General features: G+C 72.2%; 21 protein-coding genes. 9 read left to right on the forward strand and 12 right to left on the reverse strand.

Annotated features, from left to right (window positions below):
- Positions 1–147: 147 nt before the first annotated feature.
- Both EBH09_RS10915 and EBH09_RS10920 read right to left on the reverse strand, forming a co-directional pair.
- Positions 148–1,581 carry a family 43 glycosylhydrolase gene (locus EBH09_RS10915; RefSeq protein ID WP_121746793.1) on the reverse strand — a complete coding sequence of 478 codons (1,434 nt, stop codon included), beginning with the start codon at positions 1,579–1,581 and terminating at the stop codon, positions 148–150.
- Positions 1,563–2,531, reverse strand: coding sequence for an arabinan endo-1,5-alpha-L-arabinosidase (locus EBH09_RS10920; protein ID WP_121746794.1), 969 nt, complete (start codon positions 2,529–2,531; stop codon positions 1,563–1,565). Before EBH09_RS10920 ends, EBH09_RS10915 begins: the two co-directional genes overlap by 19 nt.
- 261 nt (positions 2,532–2,792) lie before the next feature.
- Here EBH09_RS10920 and EBH09_RS10925 point away from each other — a divergent pair, with 261 nt between their 5' ends.
- Positions 2,793–4,358: a substrate-binding domain-containing protein gene (locus EBH09_RS10925; protein WP_121746795.1), complete on the forward strand. Its 1,566-nt coding sequence runs from the start codon at positions 2,793–2,795 to the stop codon at positions 4,356–4,358.
- A gap of 345 nt (positions 4,359–4,703) precedes the next feature.
- Here the strand turns inward: EBH09_RS10925 and EBH09_RS10930 are convergent, their stop codons facing one another.
- Positions 4,704–5,357 (reverse strand): DUF4360 domain-containing protein, encoded by a 654-nt coding sequence (locus tag EBH09_RS10930; RefSeq protein WP_121746796.1) that lies wholly within the window; start codon positions 5,355–5,357, stop codon positions 4,704–4,706.
- A 208-nt stretch (positions 5,358–5,565) separates the two neighbouring features.
- Between EBH09_RS10930 and EBH09_RS10935 the strand changes: the two genes are divergently transcribed.
- Positions 5,566–8,337: a beta-galactosidase gene (locus EBH09_RS10935; RefSeq protein WP_121746797.1), complete on the forward strand. Its 2,772-nt coding sequence runs from the start codon at positions 5,566–5,568 to the stop codon at positions 8,335–8,337.
- A gap of 12 nt (positions 8,338–8,349) precedes the next feature.
- On the opposite strand, the gene EBH09_RS10940 is transcribed toward EBH09_RS10935, so the two are convergent.
- Genes EBH09_RS10940 through EBH09_RS10960 form a run of 5 tightly spaced genes read right to left on the reverse strand, consistent with a single transcriptional unit; the run spans position 8,350 to position 14,037 of the window.
- Positions 8,350–9,855: an alpha-N-arabinofuranosidase gene (locus EBH09_RS10940; RefSeq protein WP_121746798.1), complete on the reverse strand. Its 1,506-nt coding sequence runs from the start codon at positions 9,853–9,855 to the stop codon at positions 8,350–8,352.
- A gap of 57 nt (positions 9,856–9,912) precedes the next feature.
- The gene (locus EBH09_RS10945; protein ID WP_121747344.1) at positions 9,913–10,839 is read right to left on the reverse strand and encodes an arabinan endo-1,5-alpha-L-arabinosidase; all 927 of its coding nucleotides are present in this window, start codon (positions 10,837–10,839) and stop codon (positions 9,913–9,915) included.
- 41 nt (positions 10,840–10,880) lie between these two features.
- Positions 10,881–11,744, reverse strand: a complete 864-nt coding sequence (locus tag EBH09_RS10950; protein ID WP_121746799.1) for a carbohydrate ABC transporter permease — start codon at positions 11,742–11,744, stop codon at positions 10,881–10,883.
- Positions 11,741–12,682, reverse strand: a complete 942-nt coding sequence (locus tag EBH09_RS10955) for a sugar ABC transporter permease (RefSeq protein WP_121746800.1) — start codon at positions 12,680–12,682, stop codon at positions 11,741–11,743. The genes EBH09_RS10950 and EBH09_RS10955 overlap by 4 nt, the downstream gene beginning before the upstream one ends.
- Positions 12,679–14,037 (reverse strand): extracellular solute-binding protein, encoded by a 1,359-nt coding sequence (locus EBH09_RS10960; RefSeq protein WP_121746801.1) that lies wholly within the window; start codon positions 14,035–14,037, stop codon positions 12,679–12,681. Before EBH09_RS10960 ends, EBH09_RS10955 begins: the two co-directional genes overlap by 4 nt.
- Positions 14,038–14,256: 219 nt before the next feature.
- Between EBH09_RS10960 and EBH09_RS10965 the strand changes: the two genes are divergently transcribed.
- The 5 genes from EBH09_RS10965 to EBH09_RS10985 all read left to right on the forward strand — a co-directional run bounded on the left by EBH09_RS10965 (position 14,257) and on the right by EBH09_RS10985 (position 19,925).
- Positions 14,257–15,492 carry a DUF6545 domain-containing protein gene (locus EBH09_RS10965; protein WP_121746802.1) on the forward strand — a complete coding sequence of 412 codons (1,236 nt, stop codon included), beginning with the start codon at positions 14,257–14,259 and terminating at the stop codon, positions 15,490–15,492.
- Positions 15,493–15,583: 91 nt separating this feature from the next.
- The gene (locus tag EBH09_RS10970) at positions 15,584–16,114 is read left to right on the forward strand and encodes a toxin (RefSeq protein WP_121746803.1); all 531 of its coding nucleotides are present in this window, start codon (positions 15,584–15,586) and stop codon (positions 16,112–16,114) included.
- On the forward strand, positions 16,111–17,298 hold the full coding sequence (locus EBH09_RS10975) for an MAB_1171c family putative transporter (RefSeq protein WP_121746804.1): 1,188 nt from the start codon (positions 16,111–16,113) through the stop codon (positions 17,296–17,298). Before EBH09_RS10970 ends, EBH09_RS10975 begins: the two co-directional genes overlap by 4 nt.
- Positions 17,299–17,329: 31 nt before the next feature.
- Entirely contained in the window at positions 17,330–18,532 is a 1,203-nt protein-coding gene (locus EBH09_RS10980; protein WP_121746805.1) for an MAB_1171c family putative transporter, read from the forward strand.
- The gene (locus EBH09_RS10985) at positions 18,522–19,925 is read left to right on the forward strand and encodes an FAD-dependent monooxygenase (RefSeq protein WP_121746806.1); all 1,404 of its coding nucleotides are present in this window, start codon (positions 18,522–18,524) and stop codon (positions 19,923–19,925) included. Before EBH09_RS10980 ends, EBH09_RS10985 begins: the two co-directional genes overlap by 11 nt.
- Before the next feature lie 52 nt (positions 19,926–19,977).
- On the opposite strand, the gene EBH09_RS10990 is transcribed toward EBH09_RS10985, so the two are convergent.
- The gene (locus EBH09_RS10990; RefSeq protein WP_121746807.1) at positions 19,978–20,874 is read right to left on the reverse strand and encodes an SMP-30/gluconolactonase/LRE family protein; all 897 of its coding nucleotides are present in this window, start codon (positions 20,872–20,874) and stop codon (positions 19,978–19,980) included.
- Positions 20,871–21,644 carry an IclR family transcriptional regulator gene (locus EBH09_RS10995; protein ID WP_121746808.1) on the reverse strand — a complete coding sequence of 258 codons (774 nt, stop codon included), beginning with the start codon at positions 21,642–21,644 and terminating at the stop codon, positions 20,871–20,873. Before EBH09_RS10995 ends, EBH09_RS10990 begins: the two co-directional genes overlap by 4 nt.
- A gap of 117 nt (positions 21,645–21,761) precedes the next feature.
- Here EBH09_RS10995 and EBH09_RS11000 point away from each other — a divergent pair, with 117 nt between their 5' ends.
- Positions 21,762–22,409 (forward strand): hypothetical protein, encoded by a 648-nt coding sequence (locus EBH09_RS11000; protein ID WP_193776233.1) that lies wholly within the window; start codon positions 21,762–21,764, stop codon positions 22,407–22,409.
- On the opposite strand, the gene EBH09_RS11005 is transcribed toward EBH09_RS11000, so the two are convergent.
- Positions 22,396–23,289: a hypothetical protein gene (locus EBH09_RS11005; protein ID WP_121746810.1), complete on the reverse strand. Its 894-nt coding sequence runs from the start codon at positions 23,287–23,289 to the stop codon at positions 22,396–22,398. The two genes, EBH09_RS11000 and EBH09_RS11005, sit on opposite strands and share 14 nt — an antisense overlap.
- Positions 23,290–23,293: 4 nt before the next feature.
- Positions 23,294–24,001 (reverse strand): FadR/GntR family transcriptional regulator, encoded by a 708-nt coding sequence (locus tag EBH09_RS11010; RefSeq protein WP_121746811.1) that lies wholly within the window; start codon positions 23,999–24,001, stop codon positions 23,294–23,296.
- Between the two features lie 175 nt (positions 24,002–24,176).
- Between EBH09_RS11010 and EBH09_RS38800 the strand changes: the two genes are divergently transcribed.
- Positions 24,177–24,942: SLC13 family permease (locus tag EBH09_RS38800; protein ID WP_274595134.1), on the forward strand; the 766-nt coding region annotated here is incomplete at its 3' end.

The raw sequence follows: 24,942 nt of genomic DNA on the forward strand, positions 1-24,942 counted from the left end.
GCGTCCCGGCCCACGGCGGTCTCACCGCTGCCCAGGTCAGAGGTACCAACGGCCTGGAGTCGGTCCCGGCGACGGGCCGGCCCGGGCCGCAGGGCTGGCCGAACGCGGCGGGCATGAGCCGGACGGGGTGAGGGTGCGGACGCCGCTTCAGACCGGGTTCAGCCGCCACTGCTGGCAGGCGTTGTTCAGCCACGACCACTGCCGCACGTCGGCGGAGTCCGCCGTCGAGCAGTCCGCGACGTCGGCGACCTTGCCGGTGGCCTGGTTGACGATCCGGACGTGACCGCCGTCGGTCGCGAGGAACCGGAACCGCTGGCAGGTGTTGTTCAGCCAGGACCACTGCCGCAGGTCGGCCCCGTCGGCGGCCGAGCAGTCGGCGGTGTCCAGCACCTTCCCTGTGGCCACGTTCACCAGCCGGTGGGTGTCGTCCCCGAGATCCTCCAGGCGCCAGCGCTGGTTGGCGCCGCCGTTGCAGGAGTACTGCACCACGTCGGCCCCGTCCGCCGGTGAACTCCCGGCCACGTCCAGACACTTGCCGCTGTTGCGGTTGGTGACCGTGTAAGTGGTCGAGACGGCCGCCGGCTCGCCCGAGGGCCCGGGCATGCTCGCCCCGAGCCGGACGGGGGTGCCGAGGTCCGGGGTGCCGTCGGCGTTCCAGGTGAACTTCTGCGCCCGCGCCGTACGCCCGTTGTCGCAGCCCTCCGAGGCGGCGTCGTTGGCATGGTAGACGATCCAGCTCTCGGAGCCGTCGGGCGAGGTGAAGAAGCCGTTGTGCCCGGGTCCGTATACGCCGTTGCCGTCACTGCGCTGGAAGAGCGGCGTCGGCTTCTTCGTCCAGGAGGACGCGGAGACCGGATCGGACCCGGTCAGTTCGAGCTGCCCCAGCTTGTAGTCGGGGGTCCAGCAGCCGCTGGCGGAGTAGACGAGGAAGGTCCGGCCGCCCCGCTGGAGGACCTCCGGCCCCTCGTTGACCGCAGCGCCCGAGCGTTCCCAGCCGTACGACGGAGTGGAGACGGTGGTGAAGGAGGAGGAGACCGTGTACGGGTTCGACATCCGCGCGGCGACGATGTTCTGGGTCCCGCTGTGCGTGCTGCCGAAGAGGTACAGCCGACCGTTGATCGTCGCCACCGTGGGGTCGAGCATCCAGGCGGAGTTGAGCTGTCCCCGGTAGGTGTACGGGCCCATGGGATCGGACCCGGCGCTCTCCAGGACGTGGCTGCGCTGGGTCGGGTTGTAGTCGGAGACGTTCTGCCCGGCGACGTAGTACAGGTACCAGCGGCCGTTCAGGTAGTGCAGTTCGGGCGCCCAGATGTTGCAGCACCGGGACGCCGCGTCACCCTGCCAGACCTGGACGCTGGGCGCGGTGGCGAGCCCGCCGAGGGTGGACGACCTACGGATGGTGATGACGTCGGTCCAGCTCGTCGACACCATGTAGTAGTCGCCGTCGTGGTGGGTGATCCAGGGGTCGGCGCCCTTCTGCGCCTTGACCGGGTTGGCGAAGGTGGCCGCGCTCGCGGAGGGCTGCCCGAGCGAGAGGGCGAGCAGCAGGGCGGCCAGCAGGGTCAGTAGGCGACGGGCCATCCGCTGCTCCAGTTCAGGAGGTTGATGCCGAGCTTGGGGGTGCCGTTGTCGTTGCCGTCGTAGTAGTGGTAGACGATCAGGTCGCCGTCGACGTCGTTCATGATCGACTGGCCGCCGGGGCCGATGACGCTGCCGTGCGACTCGAGCACGGGCGTCCCGCCGTTGTTCATCATCGAGACGCCGTTCCTGTCGTAGTACGGCCCGGTGACGCTGGTCGCCCGGCCGACCTTGACCTTGTACGTGGAGCTGGTGCCGGCACAGCAGGTGTCGTACGAGGCGAAGAGGTAGTAGTACCCGTTCCGCTTGACGATGTAGGGCGCCTCGACGGCCTTGGTCCCCGACGGGCGGGAGGCCAGGGAGCGGCGGGCGGTGTCGGAGGCGTGCTGCTTCCCGGTGGACGGGTCGATCCGGATCATCTTGATGCCGGTCCACCAGCTGCCGAAGGACAGCCACCACTTGCCGTCGTCGTCGACGAAGAGGTTGGGGTCGATGGCGTTGTAGTCGCTGGAGGAGCTGGAGGTGTAGACGACGCCGTAGTCGCTCCAGCTGCCCGGCTGCCCCGTGGCGGAGCCGGCGAGACCGATGGCGGAGGTGTTGGAACCGAACTTCGAGACGGAGTAGTACATCAGGTACTTGCCGCCGTGGTACGAGATGTCGGGCGCCCAGGCCTCCGGCACCGAGGAGTACCGGGACCACCAGCCCGGCCGGGACCCGAAGGCGTCGGCGCCGGCGGAGAAGGCGGTGCGGTCGACGGACGTCTTGCTGCTGATGCCGCCGCCGGTGGCGTAGAGCTGGTACTGCCCGGACGAGGTACGGATCATCGTCGGGTCGTGCGTGACGACGGAGCCGGTGACCCGGCCGGGGTTGGGGTAGGCCGACGCCGTGGTGGGGACGAGGGCCAGCAGCGCGGCGGCGGGGAGGGCGAGGAGGGCGATTCTCTTGCGGCTCACAGGGGACGCTCCTGTTCTGTATTTCGAACACCGATCGTCTTTTCGGACGGGAACGTAGAATCGAACCCCTTGCGAGTCAATGGCCCGCGCAGCAACGGCAACCAACACCCGGAAAACACCACGCTTCACAGGTGACGCACCGATGAATACCTGACGGATGCTCGGCACGGCCCCGGCCGCCCGATCCCCGCCGCGACAACATGGCCCTCCCCATCGATGTGCGTCCGCCCCGAGTCGGAGGCCGGAAGTCGGGAGTCGGTCATGAACGGTGTTCCGTGGGAGTCGGTCATCGCGGTGCTCGGCCTCGCCGTGCCCGTGACCGCCGCCCTGTGGGAGTTCTTCCTCTCGGGCCGCAAACGGCTCGGCTACCGAGTCCAGATGGACACCAGCGCCCGGGACTCGGCCACTTCCTCCGGACCCGAGGCCGGGGTGCTCCAGCGCATGCAGTGGGACGGCGCCGATTTGCGCGACCCGTCGGTGGTCCTGCTGCGCATCGAGAACGTCGGCTGGACCCCGATAGTCGAGGAGGACTACGTGGCCCCCGCCAACGACGCGGTGGGCATACGCGCGGCGTTCCCGGGCCGCCGCGTCGTCGGCATGGTCGTGACGGAGTGCAGCCACACCGTACTGCGCGACTTCTTCGTACCGGGAACGCCGGGCCTCGGGGCCACGGACGGTGTCATCAGGCTGCCCAAGGTGAAGCTCAACCGCCGGGCGCACTACAAGGTGCTGGCGGTTCTGGACCGCGTACCGGACTTCACCGAGACCGACTTCCCCGATCCGGAGGTCACCGCGGGCGTCGTCGGCGGGGTGCGCGGCGGGACCATCAAGAGGACCGAGTACTACCCCTTCGCGTCCCGGCCGGTCCGCTGGCTGCTCGCCGTGCTGGTCCTGGTGAGCGTCACCCAGTCCGTGTCCACGTTCACGCGGGGCGAGGACGCCGTGGCCGCGCCGCTGGACTGCGCCGAGGGGACGCTGCACCTGACGGGCTCGACGGCGTTCCAGCCGGTCCTGGAGCGCGCCGCCGAGCAGTACACGAAGACCTGTACGGGCGCCCGTATCCCGCTCACCGAGAACTCCTTCAAGGGCAGCGTCCCGGGACTGGACACCCTCGCCGCGGCAGGCGACAAGGCCGGGTCGGAGGATGGCCGAGGACTGGGCAACCGGCTGTCGTTCAGCGACGGCCCCAAGTCCGACGGCCGCCCGCAACTGCTGCCCAGACCGGTGGCCCTGTCCTTGTTCACCCTGGTGGTCGACAAGGGCACCGGCGTCCGGGACCTGTCGCTGGAGCAGGTCCGGGAGATCTACGCCGGGAAGATCACCAATTGGAAGCAGGTGCGGGGCAAAGACCTGCCCGTCCAGCTCGTCAGCCGCAACCCGGGCTCCGGCACCCGCACCACGCTCCAGGAGCAGGTCCTGGAAGGCAGGCCCCTGCTCGCGACCACCGCCAACGACTGCAGGAGTCTGGACACGAACGCGCCCGGCCGCTGCGAGGTCGGCGGCACCCCCGGCCTGCTGGACACCGTGGCCTCGGTCCCCGGTGCCATCGGTCACAGCGAGGTCGGCGCCGCCACCGCCCGCGACGACGTGCGCCTGGTCCGCATCGACGGCTACCCGGCGACGCTGGAGGGCGCCGACGAGGGCGCCTACCCGTACTGGCAGACGGAGATCGCCTACACCTACGGCGAACCCCCGGCGGACTCGATCGCCGCGGGCTTCCTGCGCTACCTCGCCAACGAGGTCGGCAAGGACATCATCCGATCCCAGGGCCACCGCCCCTGCTCGGAGCTGGACAAGCCGCTGCTGTGCCGGCCGTCCGGGTCGTGACCCGGCTCGCGTCCTCGCCCCGCTCCGGGCGCATCTGGTCCAGGCCCTCGCCCTCCGCGTCCGGCACCGCCCCGTGCCCGGCCGCGCGGGCCACCCGCCTCGGCCCGCGTGGACAGACGGCGCCGCGCGGACACGTCAACCGTCGCCCGTACCGTCCGCGGCGGCGCCCGGCCGCCCCCGGAGGATCAACGCACGCGCGGACTCCACCGCGCACGTACGCCGTCAACCGGGGGAAGACCGTGGCCTCCTTCGAACAAGTCCGCGCCGTCTGCCTCACCCGCGGACGGGCGTGGCCGGGATCGCCCGGTTCCGGCGACCGCGGTCACGCCCTCCGTCGGTCACCGGTCAGGACTCGGGGCACTCCTTCCACGCCAGGTGGTACACCGTGCTGATGTCCCCGTCGGTGGAGTCCATCGTCATGAAGCTCACCTCTTCGGGGTCGGACGTCCCCGTGCTCACCCGCAGCTCCGTGTTGATGTTGAAGTTGCGCTGCACTCCGCAGGGCGCCCAGACCAGCTGGGCCCAGTCGGTGGTGTCGGTGGCCTGCCAGTTGTCGTTGAGCGGGCCGCTGAAGGGATGGGTGCGGTACTCGGTGTTCGGGGAGCCCTGGAAGTAGTACGAGGCCCGCTGGGTGCCCTTGGCGCCGGACTGGAGGGCGGCGAAGCCGCGGTAGTCCGCGCTGGCCACGGCGTAGGTGAAGCCCTGCGGGACGTGGACGAGCAGGTTGAGCTGGCAGTTCTTGCGGAATGCGGTGGGCGCGGAGTCGCCGCCCGCCTGGGCGAGGTAGTCGCTGTAGGTGACGGTGAAGGCGGTGTTGTCCTCCGAGACGGCCACCGCCGCCGTGCCCTGCGGGCAGCCGGAGCCGTTCACCGTGGCGACCTTGATGACGATCTTGTCCGGCGGCGGGTCCTCGAATCCGCCGGAGGGCTGGTGCTGCGCGGGCAGCGCGGAGGTGAGGAGCGCGGCGATCGTGCCGCTCAGGAGCAGGCCGGTGGCCATGGGTCTCCCATCCCGGTCAGTGGGGGGTGGATGTAGTTGAATGACCTGCACATCTGTTGTGCACATGTCATTCACGAGGCGGTCGCATCGTATGCACCCCCGCGGGACGCGAACAGGTCGCACTCCGGCCATTTAACGCACGCCGGTCCGGTTGTGGAGAATGGCCCGGCAGCGCGGCACCAGAAGTACAGCAACAGGAGAGGCTCCCTTGGAGCTCAGCAGGCTCAGCAGACGAGCGTTCAGCGCCCTCGCGGGCACCACCGTCCTCGGTCTCACGCTCGGCGGCAGCGTGAGCAGCCAGGCGCTGCCCCGTTCCGGCGCTCGCGGCCCCGTGCCCACCGGGCCGCCGCCCGGACCACCCGGCGCCGACGGGGTGCGCCATTGGGTCGCCCTGGACCGGTACTCCCTGCTGGTGGACGGCAGACGCCTGGCGCTGTGGTCCGGCGAGATGCACCCGTTCCGGCTGCCCAGCCCGTCCCTGTGGCGGGACGTGCTGCAGAAGATGCGCGCCTACGGCTACAACGCGGTCAGCGTCCGCCTCGCCTGGAACCAGCACTCCCCCTCCCCCGGCGAGTACGACTTCTCCGGCGTCCGGGACCTGGACCTGTTCCTTCGCACGGCCGCCGAGACCCGCATGTACGTCGTCCTCCGGCCGGGCCCGTACATCGGCGCGGACGTGGACGCGGGCGGCCTGCCCGGCTGGCTGACGGCCACCGAGGGCACGGCCCGGACGCTCGACCCCGCCTATCTGCGCCACGCCGACGAGTGGCTGAGCCGCGTCAACGCCGTCGCCGCCCGGCACCAGTACACCCACGGCACCGGCACCGTCCTGCTCTACCAGGTCGACGCCCGCCGGCGCGCCGGCCTGACCCGCCTGCACCAAAAGCTCCGCGCCGACGGCATCGACGTGCCCCTCCTGCACGCCGACACCCCGGTGGCCTGGGGCGAGGCGGAGCGGACCCGGGACGCCGCCGAGGCGCGCCGGGTCCACCTGGACCACCTCGCGCGCGGCGTCACGCTGCACAACGTCCACACGGCGTTCGGCGGCACCTCGTGGGGGTGGCTGCCCGCGCCGTCCGCGCCGACGCCCACGTACGACCCCACCGCGGCGATCGACGAGGCGCGCCGGCCGACGGCCGAGCTCGCCCCGCTCCACCAGCTCGGCCAGCTGCTGCGCCACGTCCCCGACTTCACCCGGCTGGACGAGGCCCCCGAGGTCAGGGCCGCGGACGCCCGCATCAAGGTGCGGCACCTGGCCAACCCGGACACCGGCACCCACGCGTACGTCGCGCGCAACGACTCCGCGACCGACGTCACGTCGACGCTGCCGATGGGCGGCACCGACGTGGAGGTCACCGTCCCCGCCCGGGACGCCAAGCTGTTCGCCACCGGGCTCCACCTGGGAGCGGGCCGGAAACTGGCCTACGCCACCGTGCAGCCCATGATGTCCCTGAGCGTCGGGCGGCTGGACATCGCCGCCTTCGTGGGCCGGGCCGGCGAGTCGGCGCACCTGGTGCTGGACTGCCCGCACGAGCCGTGGCCGACCCGGCTGGACGAGGAGGCCGCCTGGGCGTACGACCACGGGAAACTGCACATCACGGTGCCCCTCGGGGAGGACCGGGTGACCCGGCTGCGGGTGCGCAGCGGCGAGTCCGACCGCACCTTGATCCTGCTCGTCGCCGACGACGCCGCCTCGCTGCGGCTGTGGCCGTACGAGACCCCGTCGGGCCGGGTCCTCGTGCACGGCCCGGCGCTGTTGCGCGACGTCGCCCTGGACGGCGCCACGATCCGGCTGACCGGCGACACCGTCGAGGAGTGCGGCCTCGAAGTGTGGGCGCCGCGCGGCATCACCCACGTCACCTGGAACGGCGAGCCGGTCCAGGCGTCCGTCGGCCGCGCCCAGAGCCTGATGGCCGTCTGGCCGCTGCCCGGCGTGCCCGGGCTGGTGCTGCCCGCGCTCGACGGCTGGCGGCGCCGCACCGAGAACCCGGAGTCCGGGCCCGGCTACGACGACTCGGGGTGGACGGTCACCGACCGGCGGACGTCGCACAGCACCACCCCCGTGCCCGACGGGCAGCCCGTGCTCTTCGCCGACGACTACGGCTTCCACTACGGCGACGTCTGGTACCGGGGCCGGCTCACCGGCGCCGCGGACCTGGAGTCGGTGTCCCTCGCCTACAGCACGGGCGCGCGCGGGATGCTGATGGCCTGGCTGGACGGGGAGCCGCTGGGCACCCACCGCATGGACCGGGGGGACGACGGCGGCGAGGGCACGTGGACCGCCACGGCCGCTTTCCGCCTGCCCGGAGAGCTGCGCTCGGCGCTACGGCAGAAGTCGCGGGCGAACCCCGAGGCCGCCGCCGTGCTGTCCGTCCTGGTCCGGCGCACCCAGCACGGCCAGGACGCCTACAAGGCCGCCCGCGGGCTGACCTCGGCCGCCTTCGAAGGGGCGTCGCCGCGGGTGGAGTGGCGGATCCGGGGCGCCGCCGCACCCGACCCCGTGCGCGGGCCGCTCAACAACGGCGGGCTGTACGGGGAGCGGTGGGGCTGGCATCTGCCCGGGTACGACGACGGCGGCTGGGAGTCCGTGTCCCCGGCGTCCTTCTCCCGAGCGGACCGGCGCCAGGGTGTGACCTGGTACCGGACCACCTTCCGGCTGGACGTCCCGCCCGACGTCGACGCCTCGGTCGGCCTCGTCCTCGACGGCGGCCCGGACCGCGACCACCGCGTCCAGGTCTTCCTGAACGGCTGGAACATGGGCGAGTACGCCGGCAGCGACCCCACGGGCGCACCGCACACCTTCGTCCTGCCGAACGGCATCCTGCGCACCCGCGCCGCCGCCAACACCCTGGCCCTCGCCGTCCTGGCCGACGGCGAGGCGGTGCCGGGACCGGGGGCGCCCAGGCTGGAACTGCTGGGCAGCGCGGCCGGAGGGGTGCCGGTGAAACCCGTCGCCTCCCCCGGCCGGCGCCGCGGCTGACCCCGGCCCGCCTCAGCGCAGCCGGATCACGTTCCAGGAGAGCGGCTCCAGGGAGGCGGTCAGCCTGCCGTCCGCCACGGTCGTGCCCTCGACCGGGTGCGGGGCGACCCGCTCGGGCTCGGCGAGCGTGTTGCGGGCGTCCGGGTCGGCGTCCGCGAGGGCGCTGTGCTCGACGACCTCGGTCAGGTCCAGGCCGCTCAGGGAGACGTCGAGCGGCAGCGACTCGGTGCGGGAGCGGTTGACGGCGAAGACGGTGACCGAGCCGTCGTCCGCGCGCACGGCGGTGGCGTGCAGCAGGTCGGCCTCGCCGTACTTCTTCGTCTCGTACGTCGGCGAGTCCACCCGGACGTCGAGGACCTCGCCCCGGCCGTACTTCGAGGCCTGCGCGAACGGGAAGAACGTCGTCTGGCGCCAGGCCGGGCCGCCCGGCTCGGTCATGATCGGGGCGATGACGTTGACGAGCTGGGCGAGGCAGGCGACGGTGACGCGGTCGGCGTGCCGCAGCAGGGCGATGAGGAGCGACCCGAAGACCACGGCGTCGGTGACGCTGTAGTTGTCCTCCAGCAGGCGGGGCGCCTCCGGCCAGTCCAGGGCGCTGACCTCGGCCTGGGTCTTGGCCATGTACCAGACGTTCCACTCGTCGAAGGAGAGGTTGATCCTCTTCTTGGACTTGAGGCGGGCGCCGATGTGGTCGCAGGTGGCGACGACGTTCTCGATGAACGACTCCATGTCCACGGCCGAGGCGAGGAAGGAGTCGATGTCGCCGTCGAACGGCTCGTAGTAGGCGTGCAGGGAGATGTGGTCGACCAGGTCGTACGTCTCCTTCAGGACCGTCGCCTCCCACTCGGCGAAGGTCTCCATGGACTGGCCGGAGGATCCGCAGGCGACGAGTTCGAGGTCGGGGTCGATCTGGCGCATGGCGCGGGCGGTCTCGGCGGCGACCCGGCCGTACTCCTCGGCGGTCTTGTGGCCGGTCTGCCAGGGGCCGTCCATCTCGTTGCCCAGGCACCAGAGCCGGATGCCGAAGGGGTCCTTGTCGCCGTGCTCGGCGCGCAGGTCGGAGAGCGCGGTGCCGGCGGGGTGGTTGGCGTACTCCTGGAGTTCCAGGGCCTCGGCGACGCCTCGGGTGCCGAGGTTGACCGCCATCATCGGTTCGGCCTCGGGGCCGATCTTCTTGAGGAAGGCGATGTACTCGGAGAGGCCGAAGCGGTTGGTCTCCGTGGAGCGCCAGGCCAGGTCGAGGCGGCGGGGGCGGTTCTCCACCGGGCCGACCGAGTCCTCCCACTTGTAACCGGAGACGAAGTTGCCGCCGGGGTAGCGGATGGCGGTGACGCCGAGTTCGCGGACCAGGTCGAGCACGTCCTGGCGCAGGCCGGCCTCGTCGGCGGTGGGATGGCCGGGTTCGAAGATGCCGGTGTACACGCAGCGGCCGAGGTGTTCCACGAAGGAGCCGAAGAGGCGGGGGTTGACCTCACCGACGGTGAAGGCGGGGTCGAGGGTGAAGCGGGCGGTTCGCATGTCTGCCTTTCCAGAGGTTCGCGTGTGTCCGCGGGTTCGTTGTGGCCGGCCGTGCCCCTAGGAGACCTTCGGCCAGCCGTCCTTGGTCCAGGTCAAGGCGTTCAGCCCGAGCTTGGGCGTGCCTTCGTCCTCGGCGTCGTAGTAGTGGTACGCCAGCCAGTCCCGTCCCCGGTCGCGGTGGACGGACTGGCCGCCCGTGCCGATGTGGCGGCCGTGGCCCTCCAGGAGGAGGTCGCCGCCGCCCTGGAGCATGGGGGTGCCGGTGCTGTCGACGTAGGGGCCCTTGATGTCCGTGGCCCTGCCGACCTTGATCTTGTACGTGCTGTTCACGCCCGAGCAGCACGCGTCGTACGAGGCGAACAGGTAGTAGTGGCGGCCGTGCTTGACGATGGCCGGGCCCTCGACGGCGTACGGCTCGTCCGGACGGGTGGCGAGGTGGTGGACCTCCGCGTCCCGGGCGGCCTTGCCGGTGCGCGGGTCCAGCTCGACCATGCGGATGCCGCTCCAGTACGACCCGAAGGACATCCACAGGCGGCCGTCGGCCTGGATGACCGCCGGGTCGATGGCGTTCCAGGTGTCGGTCGTCTCGGAGGAGAAGACCTTGCCGTGGTCGGTCCAGGTGCCGGGCAGGCCCGTGCGGGAGGTGGCGACGCCGATCGCGGAGTGGTTGGTGCCCCAGGAGGAGACGGCGTAGTAGAGCCAGTAGCGGCCGGCGCGGTAGGAGAGGTCGGGGGCCCACGGGTCGCCGGTGTCGTTGTACTCGTACCACCAGCCCGGCGGCTTCGCGAAGGCGTTGCCCGCGTCGTCCCAGTGCCTGCCGTCCTCGGAGAGGCGGGCGCCGATGACGCCACCGGTGGAGTAGGCGACGTAGCCGCCGCCCCGCAGCGGCATGACGGTGGGGTCGTGGATGATCTCCTGGCCCGTGATGGGGCGCGGGTCCGGGTAACTCTCCGCCGCCTGAGCCGCGTTCGGCAGCAGGGCCATCAGGGATGCCGTCGCCACGGCGGCGAGGGTTTTCCGCACGCTCACTGTCCCGCCAATCCCGTGTGGGCGACGCCCGCCACGATCTGCCGCTGGAAGAAGACGAAGACGATGATGAGCGGCAGGCCGGCCATGAGGCCGCCGGCCATGAGCTGGGCCCACTGGATGCCGTAGGAGTTCATGACGGTCGCGATGCCGTTCGGCATGGTCATCAGGTCGGGGTTGTTGGTCACCATGTAGGGCCACAGGAAGTTGTTCCACGAGCTGATGAAGGTGAAGATGCCGACCGCCGCGAGGGAGGGGCGGGAGAGCGGCACGATGATGGTGAAGAAGACCCGCCAGCGGCCCGCGCCGTCGATGAAGGCGGCCTCCTCCAGTTCGCGCGGGATGCCCTGGAAGAACTTGTAGAGGATGTAGACCATCGCGGCGGGCGCGCACTGCGGCAGGATCATGCCCCAGTAGGTGTCGACCATCCCCATCTGCTGGACGGTGGTGAACAGGGGGACGCCGAGCACGGCCGGGGAGACCATGAGGCCGGCCATGACCGCGCCCATCAAAAGGCCCTTGCCCCGGAACTCGGTGCGGGCGAAGCCGTATCCGGCCAGGGCGCTGACCAGCAGCACGACCGTGGTCACGCAGACCGACACGACCAGGGAGTTGACGAACCAGTTGGTGATGTTGCCGGTCTCGAAGAGGGCCGTCCACGCCTGGCCCGTCCAGTCCTCGGGCAGCCAGTGCGTCGGTACCTCGACGGCCTCGGTCTCCGACTTGAGCGAGGTGAACAGCGCCCAGGCGAGCGGCGCCAGGAAGAGCGCGGAGACGGCCGTGCCGAGGAGGGTGAGCACGATCTGGCCGGCCGACCAGGGCCTGCGGGATTCGGTGCGCGTCGGCGCAGCGGCGGTGGTCATCGGCCGCCCTCCTCACGGTTGCGCAGCAGCCACATCCGGGCGAGGGCGACGGCCGCGATGAGCACGAAGAAGATGATGGAGATCGCGGAGGCATAGCCCACGCGGTAGCTGGTGAAGCCCTGTTCGAGGGTGTACTGCACGAAGGTGCGGGTCGATTCCTCCGGGCCCGGCCCGAAGTCCTGCATCACCACGGCCTGGTCGAAGACCTGGAGCGAGGCGAGGATCTGCAGGGCGACGACGAGACCGGTGATGTTGCGCAGCATCGGCAGCGTGATGTGGACCATGCGGTGCCAGGCGTTCGCGCCGTCCAGCGTGGCGGCCTCGTAGAGGTGCAGCGGGATGCCCTGGAGCGCGGCGAGGTAGAGCAGGAAGCTGAAGCCGACCGTCCACCACAGGGTGGTGATGACGACCGCGAGCAGCGCGTACGACTTGTCGGTCAGCCACGGCGTCTCGATGCCGAAGACATGGTTGATCATGCCGGTGCCGGGGTTGAACAGCCACTGCCACAGGTTGGCGGCGACGGTGGACGGCAGCAGGAACGGCATGAAGAAGCAGAGCCGCCACAGCCACTTGCCGCGCTCGATGTGGTGGGCGAGCATCGCGAGGAGGAAGGCGAGGACCGTGATGCAGGGCACCACGAGCAGCGTGAAGTACGCGCTGTGGCCGAGCGCGTCCCACATCAGGGGGTCTCGGAGCGCCTCGCTGTAGTTGTCCAGGCCGATGAAGTTCGCGCCGTCGCCGGAGATGTTGGCGTCCGTGAAGCTGAGGTAGAGGCCGCGCAGCAGGGGCCAGACGACGAAGAGCGCGAACAGGGCGAGGAAGGGGGCGACGAACCAGCCGCCGTGCTGGAAGCCCTGCCTGCGTCGCACGGTGGCGCTCTCCGCGGCGGTCCTGGCCCGCGCCGGGCGGATGATCGTTTCAGCGCTGGTCGTCGTCATGCGCCCGCACCTCCCTGCGCGGCGGTCTTGCCGTCCATGGGGTTCTTCGTGCCGAGCAGGTCGGTGAGCGCGCCCTTCATCCGGCGGGCGGCGGCCTCGGGTTTCGACGAGCCCATCGTCGAGGAGACGACGATCGGACCGACGCGCTGGGCGAGGATGCCGGTGGAGCCGGCGAACCACACCTTGGGCTCGGTGGCCTGGTGGTCCATCGCGCCGGCGTACTCGCTCTGCGGGTGCAGCTCCTTGTACGCGGCCGTGGACAGGGTCGGCGTGTAGGCGGGGATGTGTCCGCCCGCCGCCCATTGCTGGGCGTGCTTGACCACGTAGGCGGCCAGTTGGTGCGCGGCCTCGTTGGTGGCGCCGCCGCGGCCGGCCTGGTGCGGGAGTACGAAGGAGTGCGACTCGGCGTGGGTGGCCCGCCTGCCGAAGACGGGCGGCAGCGGGGCCGCGCCGTAGTCGAGCCTCGCGCCGGAGAAGACCGGCACCGACCAGTTGCCCTCCCACGCGAAGGGGGCGCCGTTGACGAACTGCTCGGCGCCCGCGCCGCCTCCGAAGCCGGGGTCGGCGTAACCGTCGGCGACGTGCCGGCGCAGGAACTCCAGGACCTGGCCGGCCTTGTCGGTGTCGAAGGTGACCTCGGTGTTGTCGTCGTTGAACCAGGTGCCGCCGAGCTGGGTGTAGAACGCGACGAAGAACCACCACTGGAAGTTCTGGTCGTTGTGCCACAGGCCGATGGTCTGAAGGCCCTTCTTGGTGGCCTTTCTGGCCTCCTTGAGCACGTCGAACCACTCCTCGGTCGACGTCACCGGCACCATCCGCCCGTCGGCGCCGAGCAGGCCCGCCTTCTTCAGCACGTCCTTGCGGTAGAAGCAGAGCTGGACGTGGATGTCGAGCGGGAGGGCGTAGAGCTTGCCGTCGATGACGGCGCGCTTCCACAGCTCGGGGTTGAAGTCCGCCTCCTTGACGCCGTACTTGGCGAGCAGGCCGACGTCCCAGGGGTCCAGGAGGCGGCCGGGCGAGAAGCCGGTGACGCGGCCCAGGTGCATGACGCCGAGGTCGGGTGCGCGGTTGCCGGCGGCCGCCATGGCGAGCTTGGTGTAGAAGGGGCTGCCCCACTGGAGGGTGGAGTCCTTCACGTCGATGCCCGGAGTGTCCTCACGGAAGGAGTCCAGCATCGCGATCATGTTGTAGCCGTCGCCGCCACTGAAGAGGTTCCAGTAGCTCACGCGGGTGTCCGCGCCGGAGGCGAGCGCGTCGGCGCCCGTACCCATGGCCGCGAAGCCGAAGCTGCCCGCGACCGTCAGGCCGCCCGTCGCGGCCAGAAAGTGCCTGCGATCCAGGCCAGGTCGTCCCATGCCCTGCCCTATCTGTTCTGAGTTGTTCGAGATATCGAATAGCGCTCGTAACTTCGAACGGGACCGTAGGTGGGCAACGTCGGCGCGTCAATGGTTCGGACAAGAACTCGGGGCCCGGCTTTCCGCGCTCTCCCATCGCATGACGCGGACACATCCAGCCGCGTAGGCTCGAACGTCCTTGGACACGACGGCGAGTACCGGCGGGGGTGGAGGGCGAAGATGGAGTCCGCGGACGCGGCCATGGGTCCGGCCTCGTTCCTCAGCGAGTTCTACACGTCCTTCTGGTGGGTCCCGGCCGCCGTCCTGGCCGCCGCCCTGGCGATAAAAGTGCCGACGATCATCCGGCTCTGGAAGGACCCGCTGCTGCGCGCGGTCGGCGGCCTGCTGCTGCTCGCCTGCGCGGTGTTCGTGTTCGTCGCGCCCTCGACCATCGTCTGGGTCAACCGCGTCACCGGCGTGCCCAACATCTCGGCGCCCTGGGTGTATTCGCTGCTCACCGCCTTCTGCGGCTCCTGTCTGGTGCTGATCATCGCCTGGCGCGACGGGCTGTCCGAGCGCTCCGCGCCGACGCGCCGGGCCACGCGCTGGGTCGTCTTCGCCTACGGCAGCGTGATCGTCGCGCTCTGGGTGCTGTTCGCCCTCGCCGACGTGCCCGTGGAGCGCACCCGGGACCTGGACACGTACTACGCCAACACGCCGTTCATGCGCGAGGAGATCCTGCTCTACCTCGTCGCGCACACCACCGCCGTGCTCATCACCTCGAAGCTGATCTGGAACTGGATACGCACCGGCGGATTCGACGCCTGGCTGCGCTGGGGGCTGCGGTTCCTGGGCGTCGGCTACGCGCTGAACCTGGCCTTCGACGCCGCCAAACTCACCGCCGTCACGGCCCGCTGGACCGGCAACGACCTGGACTGGCTCAGCCTGGACGTGGCCCCGGCCCTGGCCTGTCTGTCCGCGGTGTCGATCGCGGTCGGCTTCATCCTGCCGCACGCCGGGCAGTACCTGCACGAGCGGTGGCGGATCCGCCTGGCCCACCGCCGGCTGCGTCCGCTGTACCGGCTGACGCGGACCGTGAACGGTTCCGGAGTCCCGTTCGTCCTGCGCGCCAGCCCCGAGCTGCGCCTGACCCGCCGCGAGACCTTCATCCGCGACGTCCTGCTGCCGCTGGCCCGGCGCACCGACGAACGGCTGGGCGAGCGGTCGTACGCCGCGGCCCTCGGCCTCGGCTTCCCCCCGGCGCGGGCGAAGGCGCTCGCCTCGGCGGTGGTGGTCCTCGACGCTGTCGACGCCGGGCCCCGCGCGGACGACGGCGACGGCACCCGCGACCCCGACACCACGGACCTGCTCCGCGAGATCGGGGCGCTCTCGCGCGCCCTGCGCCACCCCGACCTGCTCCGGGAGATCCGCGCCCGCGCCGCGGCACCCGAGGACACCGCGGCGGTCACCGAGTGACCGTGCCGCACGCGGAACTGGCCCGGACGGCACCCGTCTTGGCATATTGCACAGGTGACCGAGCAACAACCAGGGGAACAGGGAGACAGCGGTGCGTACCAGGAAGGAGATGCGTCGTCTCGCTGACGCCCTCATCGACCCCATCCGGGTGCCGGTCCCGGCGGACCCCGAAGTCCTGTTCGACGCGCTGGTCGCCTCCGTCAGCGCCTGGCGGGGACGCGACGTGGTCGTCCACCGTGCGGCGTTCCCGCCGCACACCGCGAGCGGACTGTGGCTGGAGCGCGAGAGCCACGACGACGTGGTGGTGGACGAGCGCGCCGCCGTGTGGCACCAGATCGTGATCCTCTGCCACGAGGTGTGGCACATGAGCCGCCGTCAGGCGGACGCCGGCCCGGCCGCCGCCGGTGAGCAGCCCCGGCCGGTCGCCGCGCGCACCGACTTCTCCCTGGCCGAGGAGCAGGAGGCGGACCGCTTCGGCATGCTGATGGGCCGTCGGCTGCGTACCTGGCTGGAGGCCTCCACCGACTCGGTGTTCGCCGCGGAGGGCGGCGAACCCGACGACCCCCAGGACCTCGCCGGACGCATCGGGGCCGCGCTCAACTACCGCGGGACGACGAGATGAACGGGCTGATCAACTACGTCAGCTGCGGGGTGCTCTGGCTCGGTCTGCTGGTGAAGGCCCCCGATCTGTTGCGCCACCGCCGCGATCCGTATCTGCGCGCCATCTGCGCCGTGCTGGGGCTGGCCGGGCTCTGCTTCCTGCTCGGGGCACCTCCGACGGTCGGCGCCGTCAACCGGCTGAGCGGTGTGCCGAACCTCGCGGCCCCGCTCACCTACGCGGCGATCACCGGGTACTGCGCCGCCTCCCAGGTCCTCGTCGTCCACTGGCGCGGCGGGCCCCGGGTGCACCGCACGGCGCGCCGCTGGAGGCTCGCCTACGCCGCCGTGGTCCTCGGCATCGCGGTGACCTTCGCCCTCGGCGACGCGCCCGTGGAGCGCCGCACCGACCTGGACACCTACTACGCGACGACCCCGTTCATCGCCCAGATGATCGTGCTGTACCTGGTCGCGCACCTCATCGCGGTGACCGTCACCACGGTGTCGTCGCTGCGCTGGGCACGCCGGGTGCGGGGCGGGCTGCGGGCGGGCCTGACACTGCTCGGCGTCGGTTCGCTGTGCGGCGCCGGCTACAGCGTCGCCAAGCTGGTCGCGGTGGGCGCCAGCTGGTCCGGGCGGGACTGGTCGGCGCTCGACACCGCCTTCTCCCCGGCCGCCGCCGGTCTCGGTGCCCTGCTGATGGTCGTCGGGGTGCTGGTCCCGCTGGTGACGCCCCGGGTGACCGAGTGGCGGCGGGCCCGGCGGACGTACGCCCGGCTCGAACCCCTGGAGCGGGCGCTGGACGACCTGCTCACCCGCCGGGCGCTGCGGCTGCCCCGGCCCCGGTTCGCCTCCCCCGCCACCCGGCTGATGTGGCGCCAGACCAGCGTCCACAACGCGCTCGGCCACCTGGACGCGTACTTCGACCGGGACCTGTACGACCGGACCCGCGCCGGTGTGCTGGCGACGACGGGTGATCCGGAACGTGCCGACGCCGACGCCTGGGCGGCGGTGATCGTCGCAGCGGTGCGGCACGAGGCTGAACCGGAGGGGAATGCCCCGCTTCCCGGCGGCACCGGTCCGCTCCCCGGCCGGGTGCCGGGCCCGGCCACCCTCGGCCGGATCGCCGACGTGCTGGCCGGTACGGCGCCGCTGCCGCCGGCCCCCGTCGCCGTGCCGAGCGGCAGGACCACGGCGGGGACCGCGTGAACCGGGCCCCGCGCGAGAGGAGTCTGCCGGTATGAGTCTCGTCGTGTATCTGGCGGCCGTCGTGTTCGGGATGACCTCCGTCCTGCTGTTCCGCCGCCCGCGCACGGCCATGCGGAACCCGCTGACCCTGTCCACCAGCATGGCGGTCGTCCTCGGCGCCCTGGTCTTCGTCTGCGCCGCCCCGGCCACCCTGGCCACCGTGAACGAACTCACCGGCGTCCCCAACTTCGGGGCCCCGCTGACCTACGGGATGCTCTCCGCGTACAGCTGCTCCGTGCTCGTGCTGCTGATCAACTGGCGGGGCGGTTCCCGCGAGCGGGTGCGGCGCATGGTGCTGCGCTGCATGGCCGCCTACGGCCTCCTGGTGGTCGCCATCGTCGTGCTGTTCACGCTCGCCGACGCGGACACCGAGCGGCTGACCGACCTCGACACGTACTACGCCGGCACCCCGTACATGCGGGAGATGATCCTGCTGTACCTGATCGGGCACAGCGCGGCGATGCTCGTCATGTGCGCCGTCTGCGTCAAGTGGGGCCGCGAGGTGGGCGGCCTGCTGCGGGCCGGACTGCGGCTGATCCTGCTGGGGGCGCTGCTGGACGTGGTGGGGTTCCAGCTGACCAAGTACACGGCGGTCGTCGCCCGCTGGTCGGGTCACGACCTCGACTTCCTGTCCACCACCGTGGCCCCGCCGATGGCGTCGCTGGCCGCGCTGCTGTGCTCGGCCGGGTTCGTGCTGCCCAGACTGCTGCCGCCCGTGATCGACCACTGGCGGGGGCTGGGCGACTACCGGCGGCTGGATCCGCTGTGGTCCCTGGTCGAGTCGGTGTCGACCGCCCCAAAGCCGCCGACCGCCTGGTGGCAGCTCCCCCAGGCCCGGCTCCAGTGGCGTGAGGTGTCCATCCACGACGCCCTGCTCACGCTCGCGCCGTACTTCGACCACCGGGTCCGGGTGCGGGTGCGGGACACCGCCCTGGGCGCCGGCCGCTCCCCCCACGAGGCCCGGCTGGCGGCGGAGGCGGCCATGCTCGCCGACGCCGCGCGCCGGGCCGTCACCGGCGAGGAACCGCCCGAGACCGCCGGTACCTACCGTCTGCACGCCACCGAGGTGTCCGGCCCGAGCGGACTGGTGGAGCTGGCGCAGGCGCTCGAACGTCCGCCCGCCGCGTCCGGCGGAGCGGTGCCGTCTTCCATGACCGGACCCATGGCTGAACCCGAGGAGCCCCATGTCGCGTAGAGCTGTCGTCATCGGTGCCGGCCTGGCCGGGATGCTGGCCGCGTCCGTACTGTCCACCGCGGGCGTGGACGAGGTGATCGTGCTGGACCGCGACGAGCTGCCCGAGGGGCCGGAACACCGCCGTGGGCTGCCGCAGGGGCGGCACGCGCATCTGCTCATGGCCGGCGGGCTGGCCGCCATGGAGGAGCTGGTGCCGGGCGTGAGCCTGCGCAAGCGGCTGCTCGCCGCCGGGGCCCACGAGATATCCCTCAGCTCGGGCATGCTGGCCCGCACGCCCGAGGGCTGGCTGCGGCGGTGGCGGCGCGAGGGGCCCGTCATGCTCACGTGCAGCCGGGCACTGCTGGACTGGACGGTGCGGGCGGCGGTGCTGGAACACTGCCCGGTCGAGGTCCGCAAGGCGGTGGCGGTGGGCCTGACCGGGTCCGCCGGCCGGGTGCGGGGCGTGCGCGTCGCGGCCGTCGGCGGGGACACGGATCTCGACGCGGACTTCGTCGTCGACGCGAGCGGGCGCGGCACCCGGGTCGTCACCTGGCTCGACGGGCTCGGTCTTTCCGCTGTCCGGGAGCGCACCGTGGACTCCGGGCTGGTCAACGCGACGCGCGTCTACCGGGTTCCGGAGGGCGCGGAGCGGTTTCCGCTGACGATCGTGCAGTCCGACCCGTACGTGTCCCGGCCGGGGCGGAGCGCGATGGTCCTGCCGATCGAGGACGACCGGTGGATGGTCAGCTGCGGCGGCACGCGAGGCGGTGAGCCGCCGGCGGACCCGGAGGGCTTCCTGCGGTACACGCTCGGCCTGCCGGACCCGATCGTGGGGCGGCTGATCTCCGGCGCGGAACCGCTCACCGACGTGCATCTGAGCCGGTCGACCAGCAATGTCCGGCGGTACCTGGAGAAGTCCGCCCGGTGGCCCGACGGTCTCGTCGTCCTGGGCGACGCGCTGGCCACCTTCAACCCGGCTTACGGGCACGGCATGTCGGTGGCCGCGTTCGGCGCGCGGGTCCTCGGCCGGGAGCTGGAGCGGGCCGGACATCTCGGCGCGCCCGGTCTCGCCCGGCGGGTGCTGCGGGGTGCGGCGCGCTCGGCGGACCCGGCGTGGTCCATGGCCGTCGGCCAGGACGTCCTCTACCCGGGAGTGCGCGGCGGACGGCCGGGGGCCGCCGACCGTGTCGTGACGGCCTACACGCGGCGCATGACGAGGGCGGCCGCGGGCTCCTTCGCGGCGGCCTCGGCGATCTGGGACGTCACCAGCATGCGCACGCCCCCGACCCGCATGTTCCACCCCGGCGCGGTCCTGGCCGCCCTCGTCGGCTCCCCGCTCGCCCCGCTGACCGGGCCGCCGCTGACCCCGGGTGAGCGGGAGGTGCTCCGAGGGCTGGACCGCACGGGGGTGTGAGGGGACAGGCGGACGCGCACCGGCGTCCGCCCCCGCCCCGGCGGCCTCGCGCTCAGCCCGCGAACGCCGGCTGGGCCACTCCCCGGCCCGCGCCCGGCACCACCAGCACCGAGCCGGCCAGCGGATGCGGGGCCGTCAGCCCCACCCGGGCGGTGGTGACGTACAGGTCGGTCAGGCCGGGGCCGCCGAAGGCGCAGGCCGTGACCCGGGGAACGGGGAGGGGGATCACCCGGTCCAGGTCACCGGACGGGGTGTACCGGCGTACCGCGCCGCCGTCCCACAGGGCGACCCACACGCAGCCCTCGGCGTCGACACACAGGCCGTCCGGGAAACCGGCGCCGTCCTCGATCGTGGCCAGGGCCCGGCGTCCCGTGATCCGGCCTTCCCCGGTACCGGAGTCCGCGTCCCCGAGGACGTCGAAGACGTCGATACGGCGGGTCGGCGAGTCGACGTAGTACATCAGCCGCCCGTCGGGACTCCAGCCGGTGCCGTTGCTCACCGCCACGTCGCCGAGGAGGACCTCGACCGTGCCGTCCCCGGTGACCCGGGACAGCGAACCGCCGCCGGGTGCCTCGTCGTAGCGCATGGTGCCGGCCCACAGCGTGCCGTCGGGAGCGACGGCGGCGTCGTTGGCGCGGCGGCCGGGGACGACCTCCCGGTGCAGCCAGCGGAAGGTGTCGTCGGGGTCGAGCAGACCGATCCCGTCCCGCAGGTTGAGGACGAGGCCGCCGCCCGCGCGGGGCTTGACGGCGCCCACGTGCTGGTCGGTGCGGCGGACCGTGCGCCGGCCGGTGGCCGGGTCGTAGGTGTGGACGCGGGCGTTCAGGATGTCGATCCACAGGAGGCGGCCCGCCACCGGGTCCCAGGTGGGCCCCTCGCCGAGGGACGCCTCCGCCCGGACGGCCACGTCGTACGCCGTCCCGGTCGGCGTCGTACCGTGCTTCGTCATGCCGCGCTCCGGTGGCCGAGTCGCTCGGAGAGGTCGGCGGCGCCCTTGACGGCGAGCTGCTCCAGCTCGCCGAGGCGCTCCTCGCTCCAGCGGATCATGGGCACGGAGATGGACAGCGCGGCGACGACCCGGCCGGTGCGGTCGCGGACCGGGGCGGCCACGCAGGAGACGTCCGGGTTGGACTCGCGGCTCTCCACCGCGATGCCCCGCCCGCGGATCCCGGCCAGGGCCTCGCGCAGGGCGGCCGGCTCGGTGATGCTGTTCGGGGTCATCGCGGTCAGCTCGGCGCCGTCGGGGAAGCGCGCGGCGACCTCCTGCTCGGGCAGGGAGGCCAGCAGCATCTTGCCGACGGAGGTGCAGTGGGCGGGCAGCCGGCGGCCGGCCGCCGACACCATGCGCACCGCGTGCGTGGAGTCGACCTTGGCGATGTAGATGACGTCGGTGTCCTCCAGGATCGCCACGTGCACGGTCTCGTCGCAGGTCTCGGCGACGGCCCGGGCGACCTGCTGGCCCTCGGCGGCGAGGTCGAGGTGCTCGGCGTAGCGTGCGCCGAGCTGGTACGGGCGCACGCCGAGGCGGTACCGTCCGGGCTGCCCGGCCACGGGGACGATGTACTTGCGGGCGGCGAGCGTGGTGACCAGTTCGTGCACGGTGGTGCGCGGCAGCTGGAGCCGGCGCACGATGTCGGGGGCGGAGAGCGTGCCGTCCCCGTCGAGGAAGAGCTCCAGTATGTCGAGAGCCCGGGTCACGGCTGGTACGAGGCGTCCCATGTCCCGCCCCCTCCCTTGGTTTGTTCGAGATTTCAACAGGCGATCGGAATAGCGAACACAGGCTACTCATATCGCGTTTGCCGGGGCAATGGGCGTGCGCCCCGTCCATGGTCCACGATGGTGCCCATGCCCACGCCAGCGTCCGCCGGAAAGCAGCCCGCCGGCCCGTTCACCCCGCGCGACTTCCAGCTCGTCCTGCTGCGCCGCATGGCCGACCACAACCCCGGCCTCGTGGAGGACGCCCGCAGGGAGCTGGGCGCCTCCCTCGCTCAGATGCGGGAGGCCAACAGACGCTGGCAGGCGATGCTCCGCTCCCCGCGCTCCCGTTCGGCGGCCTCCCTCCCCCATGGCCTGAACGGCATGGGAGGTGCCCGCATCCGCTCGGTCCTGGGTGAGCCCGAGTCGGCGGTGCCCCGCCGGATCGGCGACCTGGAGTGCGAGGCCCGGCAGTGGGCGCTCCCGCTCTGGCCGGATCTGCGCTTCGAGGTGCTCGTGGCCGACAACGGTGCCGTGTGGAACGAGTGGCTGGTCCGCGCCCCCGGCGCCCACGGGCCGGAGCTGCGCACCCTGGACGACCTCACGCCCTGGTCCTGCACGGTCGACGAGGCGGCCCGCGCCTTCGCCCCCGCCCGCCCGCTCCAGGGCTCGGCGCCCACCCGCTGGGGGCTGGCCTTCACCGCCCCGGACGCGCGGGGGCAACGCCACGACGTGGTCGCGGAGTTCACCTGGGGACTGCTCCAGCGGACGGCGGTCAGCGACCACTAGCCGCGTCGAGCACCGTCTCCACCACCCGCGGCAGCGACCGCTCGTGCAGCCACAGGAACAGGTTCGGCTCGACCAGCTCCAGCTCCATCACCCGCGGCCGTCCGTCCTCCCCGTCCACCAGGTCGACGCGGGCGTACAGCAGCTCCGGGGCGTCCGGTACGGCGGCCAGGGCGCTCTCGGCGACGGCGAGTTCGGCCGGGGCCGGGGCCCAGGGCTCCAGACCGGGGTGCGCGACCTTGCGCTCGTCGTACGGCGTCCCCGGCGTGAGGACGGCGCCCTTGCGACTGGCGTGCAGCAGGCGCCCGCCGAAGAACTGGAGAGCCCGCTCGCCGGCGGTGTCGATGCTGCGCACGTACGGCTGCACCATCGCCGTGAACCCCTCGGCGTGCATCCGCTCCACCTGCCGTACGGCGGTGGCGTGCTCGTCGGGTGTGTAGCGGGCGGCGAAACGGGCCCCGGCGCCCGAGGTGGGCTTGACGACGTACTCGTGGCCGCCGGGCAGGTCGGGCACCTCACCGGGAGCCGTGTAGCGGGTGGGGACGGTGGGCACGCCGGCCGCCGCGAGGTCGCCGAGGTAGCGCTTGTCGGTGTTCCACCGCACGACACCGGCCGGGTTGGCGAGCCGCGTGACCTGGCCGCACTTCTCGGCCCACGCCGTGAACTCGTCCGCGCGCCAGCTGTAGTCCCAGGTGGAGCGGATCACCGCGAGGTCGAAGGACCCCCAGTCGACGCCGTCGTCGTCCCACACCTCGGCACAGGCCCGCGCCCCCGCCTCCTCCAGCGCCCGCACGAGCACCGGGAGGTCGCGGTCCTCGCTGACGTGGGGCCCGGGACGGCAGGTGACGAGCGCTATTCGGGGCCTCACGGATGTACGGGGCATTTGGTTACCGTTCCTCTTCCGGGTCCCAGTCCAGCAGCCGGACCTTGGCGACCGTGCGGACGTGGCGCCGCATCGCGGTGGCGGCCTGCCGGGGCTGCCGGGCGGCGACGGCGTCCAGGATGTCCTGGTGCTGGGCCAGGGAACGGCCGGGGCGGCCCGGCTGGCGCAGGGACTCGGTGCGGCTCTCGGCGATCTGGTGGGCGATGGAGCGCATGAACTCCGCGAGCAGGCTGCTGTGCGCGGCGGCCGTCACCGCCGCGTGGAACAGGCGGTCGCCCTCGACGCCGTGACCGCCGCTCCCGATCTCCTCGGCCATCACGGCCAGCGCGGACCGCATCGCGGCCAGGTCGTCCTCCGTGCGGCGCTCGGCGGCCAGTTCGGCGAGCTTCGTCTCCAGCGCCTCGCGGGCCTCCAGGACGTCCGGGAGCCGCCGCCGGCGTTCGACCATGTCCTCGACGGGCTCGACGTCGAGGCTGTCCCGCACCAGGTACGTGCCGCCGCCGTGCCGCGCCTCCACCAGGCCCTGGACCTCCAGGACCACGATCGCCTGCTTCACCGAGGCCCGGCTGACGCCGAGGCGCTGGGCGAGGTCCCGTTCGGGCGGGAGCCGGTCGCCGGCCCGCAGGCCGCCGTCGGTGACGTACTGGCGCAGCCGCTCCAGCACCTGTTCGTACAGGCGCTGCTTGGTCATGGGGCGCAGGGCGTCGGTCACGGGATCCCCCTCTCGCCCGGAGCGTAACACCGGGCGGCGCGTGGCCGAGTGGCTGAGCCAATTCGTGCGCGACCCCTTGACGGCGGACCGGGGCGGGCCCACGCTGACCAGCCAACCGCACCGTCCAAGTGGCTCAGCCACTGAGCCAGTCAGGTCAGCCCTCGGGAGCCCGCGCATGTCCCCCGAACTCATCTCGATCCTTGTCCTCGTCGTGGTGTTCGTCATCGCCACGACCCGTTCCGTCAACATGGGCGCGCTCGCCTTCGCCGCCGCCTTCGGGGTGGGCACGCTCGTCGCGGACCTCGACGCGGACGGCATCTTCGCCGGTTTCCCCGGTGACCTGTTCGTCGTCCTCGTCGGCGTCACCTACCTCTTCGCGATCGCCCGGGCCAACGGCACCACCGACTGGCTGGTGCACGCCGCCGTCCGGCTGGTGCGGGGGCGGGTCGCGCTGATCCCGTGGGTGATGTTCGCGCTCACCGGCGCGCTCACGGCCATCGGCGCGGTCAGCCCGGCCGCGGTGGCGATCGTCGCGCCGATCGCGCTGAGCTTCGCCACCCGGTACGCGATCAGCCCACTGCTGATGGGCACGATGGTGGTGCACGGCGCACAGGCCGGCGGTTTCTCGCCGATCAGCATCTACGGCTCGATCGTCAACGGCATCGTCGAGCGCGAGGGCCTGCCCGGCAGCGAGGTCACCCTCTTCCTCGCCTCGCTGATCGCCAACCTCGTCATCGCGAGCGTGCTGTTCGTGCTGTTCGGCGGGCGGAAGCTGTGGGCGCGGGGGTCGGTGACGCCGGAGGACGACGGCGCGGCGGGCAAGGGCTCGGAGCCCACCGGGACCGGGGCCGGGGCCGGAGGCACGAGCACCGGGGCCGGCGGCACCGCCCCCGCCGCCGTGGCCGTCCGTCCGGACCAGGACACCGACGGCACCGGCGCCG

This window comes from Streptomyces sp. E2N166, from assembly GCF_003671715.1.
Taxonomy (GTDB): Bacteria; Actinomycetota; Actinomycetes; order Streptomycetales; family Streptomycetaceae; genus Streptomyces; species Streptomyces thinghirensis.

What these genes read in the sequence shown, in the direction of transcription:
- EBH09_RS10960 (WP_121746801.1), bottom strand. Translation starts at nt 14,037, where the DNA reads ATGGGACGACCTGGCCTGGATCGCAGGCACTTTCTGGCCGCGACGGGC.
- EBH09_RS10925 (WP_121746795.1), top strand. Translation starts at nt 2,793, where the DNA reads ATGAACGGTGTTCCGTGGGAGTCGGTCATCGCGGTGCTCGGCCTCGCC.
- EBH09_RS10995 (WP_121746808.1), bottom strand. Translation starts at nt 21,644, where the DNA reads ATGGGACGCCTCGTACCAGCCGTGACCCGGGCTCTCGACATACTGGAG.
- EBH09_RS10945 (WP_121747344.1), bottom strand. Translation starts at nt 10,839, where the DNA reads ATGGCCCTGCTGCCGAACGCGGCTCAGGCGGCGGAGAGTTACCCGGAC.
- EBH09_RS10975 (WP_121746804.1), top strand. Translation starts at nt 16,111, where the DNA reads ATGAACGGGCTGATCAACTACGTCAGCTGCGGGGTGCTCTGGCTCGGT.
- EBH09_RS10955 (WP_121746800.1), bottom strand. Translation starts at nt 12,682, where the DNA reads ATGACGACGACCAGCGCTGAAACGATCATCCGCCCGGCGCGGGCCAGG.
- EBH09_RS10930 (WP_121746796.1), bottom strand. Translation starts at nt 5,357, where the DNA reads ATGGCCACCGGCCTGCTCCTGAGCGGCACGATCGCCGCGCTCCTCACC.
- EBH09_RS10985 (WP_121746806.1), top strand. Translation starts at nt 18,522, where the DNA reads ATGTCGCGTAGAGCTGTCGTCATCGGTGCCGGCCTGGCCGGGATGCTG.
- EBH09_RS10950 (WP_121746799.1), bottom strand. Translation starts at nt 11,744, where the DNA reads ATGACCACCGCCGCTGCGCCGACGCGCACCGAATCCCGCAGGCCCTGG.
- EBH09_RS11000 (WP_193776233.1), top strand. Translation starts at nt 21,762, where the DNA reads ATGGTGCCCATGCCCACGCCAGCGTCCGCCGGAAAGCAGCCCGCCGGC.
- EBH09_RS10980 (WP_121746805.1), top strand. Translation starts at nt 17,330, where the DNA reads ATGAGTCTCGTCGTGTATCTGGCGGCCGTCGTGTTCGGGATGACCTCC.
- EBH09_RS10940 (WP_121746798.1), bottom strand. Translation starts at nt 9,855, where the DNA reads ATGCGAACCGCCCGCTTCACCCTCGACCCCGCCTTCACCGTCGGTGAG.
- EBH09_RS10990 (WP_121746807.1), bottom strand. Translation starts at nt 20,874, where the DNA reads ATGACGAAGCACGGTACGACGCCGACCGGGACGGCGTACGACGTGGCC.
- EBH09_RS10915 (WP_121746793.1), bottom strand. Translation starts at nt 1,581, where the DNA reads ATGGCCCGTCGCCTACTGACCCTGCTGGCCGCCCTGCTGCTCGCCCTC.
- EBH09_RS11005 (WP_121746810.1), bottom strand. Translation starts at nt 23,289, where the DNA reads ATGCCCCGTACATCCGTGAGGCCCCGAATAGCGCTCGTCACCTGCCGT.
- EBH09_RS10965 (WP_121746802.1), top strand. Translation starts at nt 14,257, where the DNA reads ATGGAGTCCGCGGACGCGGCCATGGGTCCGGCCTCGTTCCTCAGCGAG.